Raw genomic sequence first — 6,326 nt, 5'->3', positions numbered from 1 at the left:
GTTGGACAGTTGCTCGGCGTGGATCTTCAGCGCCAGGCCATGGCGTTGCGCGGCCTGGAACACCTGCTCGGTCTGCGCCGGGGTGAACGCCAGGTGCTCGCAGAACACGTCCACCGCCTCGGCCAGGCCCTGCGCGGCGACCGCCGGGATCATGCGCTCGCAGACCTCGTCGATATAGGCCTGGGCCTCGGCGCCGGGCGGCACCGCGTGCGCGCCGAGGAAGGTCGGCGACACCGCCACCGGGCGCAGCTCGCCCAGGCGCCGCGCCACGCGCAGCAGGCGCAGTTCGTCGTCCAGGGTCAGGCCGTAGCCGGACTTGATCTCCACGGTGGTCACGCCTTCGGCCAGCAGCGCGTCCAGTCGCGGCAGGCTGGCGGCGAGCAGGGCGTCCTCGTCGGCGGCGCGGGTGGCGCGCACCGTGGAGACGATGCCGCCGCCGGCGCGGGCGATGTCGGCGTAGCTGGCGCCGAGCAGGCGCTGCTCGAACTCGCCGGCGCGGTTGCCGGCATAGACCAGGTGGGTGTGGCAATCGATCAGGCCGGGGCCGATCCAGCGCCCGTCGCAGTCGATGCTGCGCTGCGCCGATAGCGGGCCGGGCAACTGCGCGGCGGCGCCGGCATAGACGATGCGGCCGTCGCGGCAGGCCACCACGCCGTCGTGGACCAGCCCCAGGCCGCCGTCCTCGGCGTCGAGCGTCATCAGGTGCGCGTTGTGCCAGAGCGTGTCGCAGGGCATGGTCACGGGCAGGCTCGTCGGTTATTTTGTATATACAATATTGTGGTCGATGGAGGGTGTCCAGTGCAGACCCAGGCGCAGCAGCAGGCCAGCGGCAACGCGGGATCGGGCGATTTCTGGTGCGCGCACGCGCTGCTGCCGCAGGGCTGGGCGCGCGACGTGCGCATCGGCGTGCGCGGCGGCCGTATCGCCACGGTGGAGAACGGCGTGGCCGCAGCCCTGGGCGATCAATGCCTGGACATCGTGGTGCCCGGGTTGGGCAATCTGCACAGCCACGCCTTCCAGCGCGGCATGGCCGGGCTCACCGAGATCGGCGGGCGCAGCGGCGACAGCTTCTGGAGCTGGCGCGAGCTGATGTACCGCTTCCTGCAGCGGCTGAGCCCCGACGATCTGCAGGCCATCGCCGAGCAGGCCTACGTGGAAATGCTCGAGGCCGGCTTCACCCGGGTCGGCGAGTTCCATTACGTGCATCACGCCGCCGACGGCCGGCCCTACGCCGACCGCGCCGAGATGGCGCAGCGTCTGGCTGCCGCGGCGCAGACCAGTGGTATCGGCATGACCCTGCTGCCGGTGTTCTATGCGCATGCCGATTTCGGCGGCGCCGCGCCGAACCCGGCGCAACAGCGCCTGCTGCACGACGTCGACGGCTTCGCCGCACTGCTGGACGGCAGCCGCCGTGCCCTGCAGGGGCTGGACGACGCGGTGCTGGGCCTGGCCCCGCACAGCCTGCGCGCGGTCACCCCGGACGAACTGGCGGCGCTGCTGCCGTTGTGCGACGGCCCGGTGCACATCCACATCGCCGAGCAGACCCGCGAGGTCGACGCCTGCCTGGCCTGGAGCGGGCAGCGCCCGGTGCAGTGGCTGCTGGCGCACGCGCCGGTGGATGCGCGCTGGTGCCTGGTGCACGCCACCCACGTCGACGCCGCGGAAGTGCAGGGCATCGCCGCCAGTGGCGCGGTGGTCGGGCTGTGCCCGATCACCGAGGCCAACCTCGGCGACGGCCTGTTCCCGATGCAGGACTTCCTGCGCGCCGGCGGCCGTTTCGGCGTGGGCTCCGACTCCAATGTGCTGATCGATGCGGCCGAGGAACTGCGCCTGCTCGAGTACGGCCAGCGCCTGAGCCTGCGCGGGCGCAACGTGCTCACCGGCGACACCGCGCTGTCCAGCGGCCGCCTGCTGTTCCAGTCCGCCGCGCAGGGCGCGGCGCAGGCGCTCGGTGTCGAACACGGTCTGTGCGAGGGCGCCCCGGCCGATCTGGTCGAACTGGACGCCGCGCATCCGGCCTTGCAGGCGCGCGACGGCGACGCCTGGCTCGACAGCTGGCTGTTCGCCGCGCGCGGCGGTGCGGTGCGTTCGGTCTGGCGCCACGGGCGTACGCTGGTCCGCGAGGGCCGCCACCTGCAGCGCGAGGGCGTCGCCGCCCGCTACGCGCGTGCGCTGACCCGGTTGCTGGACGTATGAGCCGCGACCCGCGCGCGCTGTGCGCTGCCTGCCGCGGCACGAACTGCCGATGACGCCGGCCGCGCCGACGCTGCCGCTCAGCCAGCGCATCCGCCGCGACATCGAAGCGCACATCCGCAGCGGCGCGTGGCCGCCCGGCCATCGCATTCCGTTCGAGCACGAACTGATGGCGCAGTACGGCTGCTCGCGGATGACCGTCAACAAGGTGCTGGCGCTGCTCGCCGACGCCGGCATGATCGAGCGCCGACGCCGCGCAGGTTCCTTCGTGGCGCGGCCGCATCCGCACATGGAGCAGGTGGCGCTGGAAATCCCGGACATCCCGGTCGAGGTCGCCGCGCGCGGCCATGCCTACCGTTTCGAATTGCTGGAGCGGCAGCAGCGCGCGCCGCGCGCGGCGTTGCCGCAGGAGGCCGAGGTCGCCGCGGGCGGCAGCCTGCTGGCGCTGCAATGCCTGCACTACGCCGACGGCCGTCCGTTCGCGCTGGAAGAGCGGGTGATCAATCCGGTGGCGGTGCCGGAGGCCTTGCAGATGGACTTCGCGGTGACCGTGCCCGGCAGCTGGCTGCTGCAGCACGTGCCGTGGACCCGCGCCGAACACCGCATCAGCGCGGTCGGGGCCAGCGCCGCGCAGGCGGCGCGCCTGCAGGTGCCGGCCGGCACCGCGTGTCTACTGATCGACCGCCGCACCTGGCGCGGCGAGCAGGCGGTGACCTTCGTGCGCCAGGTGTTCCTCGGCGACACCTACGACCTGGTCGCGCGGTTCTCGCCAGGCGCGCGCTGAGCCCGGCGCGCGGCGACTGCAGACAACTCACGTACGCCGGCGCGACGAAGGTGTCCGTGGAAGGCCGTCTCGGCTGACGCCGCTCTTCCAGGACGCGACACGACGCGCGACGAGCACGGATGATGAGGCACGCGCAGTCGCCTCGCCGGTGCGCGATGCTGCGATGCCGCACGTTCGCCATACGCCGGCGTGCGTTTGTCCTGCCCGCCGCACTCTGGCAAGTTAGCGCCGGGGCCGGGCGAGGGGCCGTGGCCGCGGAACGAGGGATGGTTCGGCATGACGTATTTCGTGACAGGCGCCACCGGTTTCATCGGCCGCTACCTGATGGCCAAGCTGATGCGGCGCAAGGGCGTCGTGCATGTCCTGCTGCGCAAGGAGTCGCAGCGCAAGTTCGATGCGCTGGTGCGCGAGCAGGGCTGGGATCCCAAGCGCCTGGTGGTGCTGCACGGCGACGTCGGCGCCGAGTACTGCGGGCTGTCCGCGGCGCAACGCAAGGCGCTGCACGGCAAGGTCAAGCATTTCTTCCATCTGGCCGCGCTGTACGACCTCACCGCCAAGGCCGAGGACCAGCGCATCGCCAACCTCGACGGCACCCGCAATGCGCTGGAACTGGCCGCGCAGCTCGGCGCCGGCATCTTCCACCACACCAGTTCGATCGCGGTGGCCGGGCTGTACCCGGGTATCTTCCGCGAAGACATGTTCGAGGAAGCCGAGGGCCTGGACGATCCCTACCTGCGCACCAAGCACGATGCCGAGGCGCTGGTGCGCGCCGAGACCCGGATCAAGTGGCGCATCTACCGCCCGGCGATGGTGGTCGGCGATTCGCGCACCGGCGCCATCGACAAGATCGACGGCCCGTACTACTTCTTCCCGCTGATCAAGAAGCTGCGCCAGCTGCTGCCGCCGTGGGCGCCGATGCTGGGCATCGAGGGCGGACGGATCAACCTGGTGCCGGTGGACTTCGTCGCCGACGCGATGGACCACATCGCGCACAAGCCCAAACTCGACGGCCACACCTTCCACCTCACCGACCCCGAGCCGCTGCGCGTGGGCGAGGTGCTCAACGTGTTCTGCCGCGCCGGCCACGCCCCGGAGATGACCCTGCGGGTGGACGCGCGCATGTTCGCGTTCGTGCCCTCCAGCATCCGCGCCGCGGTCGGCAGCCTGCCGCCGATCCGCCGCTTCACCGGCATGCTGCTGCGCGACTTCCGCATCCCGCGCGAGGTGCTGAAGTTCATCACCTATCCCACGCGCTTCGACAGCCGCGAGACCGAGCGCGCGCTCAAGGGCAGCGGCATCGCCGTGCCGCGGCTGGAAGACTACGCCTGGCGCCTGTGGGACCACTGGGAACGGCATCTGGACCCGGACCTGTTCGTCGACCGTTCGCTCAAGGGCAAGGTCCGCGGCAAGGTGGTGCTGATCACCGGCGGCTCCTCGGGCATCGGCCTGGCCACCGCGCAACGCGTTGCCGAGGCCGGCGCCATCACCGTCATCGTGGCCCGCGGCGAACAGGAACTGCATGCCGCACGCGATGCGATGAACGCCAAGGGCGGCAAGGTCTTCGCCTATACCGCCGACCTGTCGGACCTGGCCGACTGCGACCGCCTGCTCAAGACCGTGCTGGACGCGCATGGCCATGTCGACGTGCTGATCAACAACGCCGGCCGCTCGATCCGCCGCTCGATCGAACTCAGCTACGACCGCTTCCATGATTTCGAGCGGACCATGCAGCTGAACTATTTCGGCAGCCTGCGCCTGATCATGGGCGTGCTGCCGGGCATGACCGCGCGGCGCAAGGGCCACATCATCAACGTCAGCTCGATCGGCGTGCTGGCCAACTCGCCGCGCTTCTCCGCCTACGTCGCCTCCAAGGCGGCGCTGGACGCCTGGAGCCGCTGCGCGCAGGGCGAGCTGTCGGGAAAGGGCATCAGCTTCACCACGGTCAACATGCCGCTGGTGAAGACCCCGATGATCGCCCCGACCAAGATGTACGACAGCGTGCCGACGCTGAGCGTCGACGAGGCCGCCGACCTGATGGTCAAGGCGATCATCGAACGCCCCAGCCGCGTGGCCACGCGCCTGGGCATCTTCGCCGCCCTGGTCAACGCCGTGGCGCCGAAGGCCTACGAGGTGGTGATGAACACCGCCTTCGAACTGTTCCCCGATTCGGCCGCAGCCAAGGGCGACCGCAAGGCGCTACGCGAGACCAAGCCGAGCCAGGAGCAGATCGCGTTTGCTGCGTTGATGCGGGGCGTCCATTGGTAGGAGCTGGGAATCGGGAATGGGGAGTAGGGAATCGGAACAGCGCTGGCTGCACGCGGTGCGGGTTCTGTCCTGTCAGGCAGGAACGTCACGGGTGCATGCTCGTCGCGTGCCGATAGCCCGCTCTACCGATTCCCGATTCCCGATTCCCCAATCCCCGCTCAAAACGTCCTACATTGCCGCCACCGCACCGGTTCCTCGTGGCCCGGGCGCGGGTTGAGCTGGATGCGGACGGTGCGCAGGGACGGGTAGCGTTCCACTTCGCGGCAGATGCGCGGCCACACCTGGGCGTCGTCGCCGCTGCGGTCGACCACCAGGGTCATTTGCGTCTGCCAGATGCCGCGGATCACGCCCGGGGTGGCGGCCAGGGCCTTGGAGAGTTCCTGGCGGTTGCGCTGTTCGGTGGCGGGATCGGGGTCGGCCAGGTCGCCGGCATCGTCCAGCGCTGGTTGGGGCGCGGCAGCGGTGGTGCTCGTTGGCGTGGTTGCGGCCGGCGTAGGCGCGGCTGCGGCAGCGGGCGTAGGCGATGACGCCGTTGCGGTTGCGGTCACGGCTGCCGGAGGCGCTGCGGGCTGCTGCAATGCCAGCGCACCGACGCCGGTCACCACGCCCAGGGCGAGCGAGGCCAGGCCAGCGATGGCAATGTGGCGCTGCGCGCGGCGGCGGCTGGCGCCGATCACGCCGTCTTCCAGTTCGCTGGGCAGGTAGGGCTTGAGCATCGGCCAGATGCGCGGGCCGTCGAGGATTTCCACCGCCTGCTTCTCGGCCGCGGCGATGCCGTCGCGCTGCACCTTGCCCTCGGTGATCAGGATGCCGCCCTGCGCGCCCATCAGCCGTGCCGCCGCGCCCAGTTCGTTGACCGCGGCCGAGCCGATCCGGTAGGCCCGGCCGTGCTTGCACGACAGCAGCCAGCGCGCCTCGCCGCGGGTCATCACGAAGTCGCTTTGCGGTTCCTGGCTCGTGTGCTCGTCGACGGTGGCGTCCTGCAGGTCGCGCTGTTCGCGCATCGCGCGCCGCACCATGTAGGAGAAATCGCGCCAGTGCAGGCCGGCCAGCGCATGCAGTCCGGCGCTAGCCTCATTCTCGC

The 6,326-nt window shown here is 70.7% G+C and carries 4 protein-coding genes and 1 pseudogene; 3 read left to right on the top strand and 2 right to left on the bottom strand.

All coding sequences use genetic code 11. The features are described from left to right. Nucleotides 1-735, bottom strand: a pseudogene (locus tag D180_RS04965) (amidohydrolase family protein); the annotation flags it as partial. 63 nt (nucleotides 736-798) lie between these two features. On the opposite strand from D180_RS04965, the gene D180_RS04960 reads away from it, so the two are divergent. The 3 genes from D180_RS04960 to D180_RS04950 all read left to right on the top strand — a co-directional run bounded on the left by D180_RS04960 (nucleotide 799) and on the right by D180_RS04950 (nucleotide 5,242). Further along, nucleotides 799-2,196 carry a formimidoylglutamate deiminase gene (locus D180_RS04960; protein WP_017911927.1) on the top strand — a complete coding sequence of 466 codons (1,398 nt, stop codon included), beginning with the start codon at nucleotides 799-801 and terminating at the stop codon, nucleotides 2,194-2,196. A 49-nt stretch (nucleotides 2,197-2,245) separates the two neighbouring features. Then, complete coding sequence (hutC, locus tag D180_RS04955; protein ID WP_026144128.1) at nucleotides 2,246-2,977, top strand: histidine utilization repressor; 732 nt, start codon at nucleotides 2,246-2,248, stop codon at nucleotides 2,975-2,977. A gap of 276 nt (nucleotides 2,978-3,253) precedes the next feature. Beyond that, on the top strand, nucleotides 3,254-5,242 hold the full coding sequence (locus D180_RS04950) for an SDR family oxidoreductase (protein ID WP_017911925.1): 1,989 nt from the start codon (nucleotides 3,254-3,256) through the stop codon (nucleotides 5,240-5,242). Between the two features lie 158 nt (nucleotides 5,243-5,400). Here the strand turns inward: D180_RS04950 and D180_RS04945 are convergent. Beyond that, nucleotides 5,401-6,326: restriction endonuclease (locus tag D180_RS04945; RefSeq protein WP_017911924.1), on the bottom strand; the 926-nt coding region annotated here is incomplete at its 5' end.

The sequence above is a fragment of the Xanthomonas sp. SHU 166 genome (genome assembly GCF_000364685.1).
Lineage (GTDB): Bacteria > Pseudomonadota > Gammaproteobacteria > Xanthomonadales > Xanthomonadaceae > Xanthomonas_A > Xanthomonas_A sontii.
The sequence above is the reverse complement of the archived record's forward strand: the minus strand, read 5'-3'. Positions and strand labels throughout refer to the sequence as shown.

Bases quoted from the DNA above. Each gene is read 5' to 3' on its own strand.
- hutC (WP_026144128.1), top strand. From the start codon at position 2,246: ATGACGCCGGCCGCGCCGACGCTGCCGCTCAGCCAGCGCATCCGCCGC.
- D180_RS04950 (WP_017911925.1), top strand. From the start codon at position 3,254: ATGACGTATTTCGTGACAGGCGCCACCGGTTTCATCGGCCGCTACCTG.